The sequence below is a fragment of the Vibrio sp. 970 genome, assembly GCF_033339075.1.
Genome location: NZ_JAWOTW010000565.1, coordinates 1 through 589 on the forward strand (window position 1 = coordinate 1; position 589 = coordinate 589).

The following is a 589-nucleotide window of genomic DNA, read 5'->3' on the forward strand; positions in this document are numbered from 1 at the left end:
TTAGCTTTTACAAAAATGAAGGTTAAACCCAAATAAGTCTAAATTATTGCAGAAATTCTTCTGCCACTACTGGCACTTTCAATGCCAGTAGTGGCACATTGCTTGCCAGTCTTGGCAAATTCTCTTGCCAACATCTTTAATTACGGAATTTCCAAGGCTTTTATCACTTGCCTGATACAAGTCCACTGGCTTTAGAGTTGTGCAAAAAAAGAACAACGTTAGAACACGTTGAATGTCTCATTTTTCCTTGACTTATAACGGTTACAACCATATAAACCAGGAACTCGACATTCTTTACTTTCTTTAATATCTTTTCTTTTAAAAAGAACTTTTTGAACATTGTTATTGTCATCTAAATTAATAGAATTTGCTCTGCGTAATGCTTCTTCATCTGAAATTTCATTGTAAGCCACTTTAAAATTATTAATCTTATTTTTACGTTCTTCTCTTGTAGATAGATAACTCATTTCACGATTACGTTTAGAATAAACCAAAACTTGAGACATATCGACAACCCTCTTGATATATATAGACAAATTCAATGAATACTATATTTATCAAGTAATATTCTCTTTGTAAAGGACCTTTG

General features: G+C 31.7%; 1 protein-coding gene. It reads right to left on the reverse strand.

What is annotated here, in order from left to right:
- Positions 1-218 precede the first annotated feature (218 nt).
- Positions 219-506, reverse strand: coding sequence for a hypothetical protein (locus R7Q11_RS27905; RefSeq protein ID WP_031858106.1), 288 nt, complete (start codon positions 504-506; stop codon positions 219-221).
- Between the last annotated feature and the right edge of the window lie 83 nt (positions 507-589).

Coding starts and splice junctions, on each gene's coding strand:
- R7Q11_RS27905 (WP_031858106.1), bottom strand. CDS start 506: ATGTCTCAAGTTTTGGTTTATTCTAAACGTAATCGTGAAATGAGTTAT.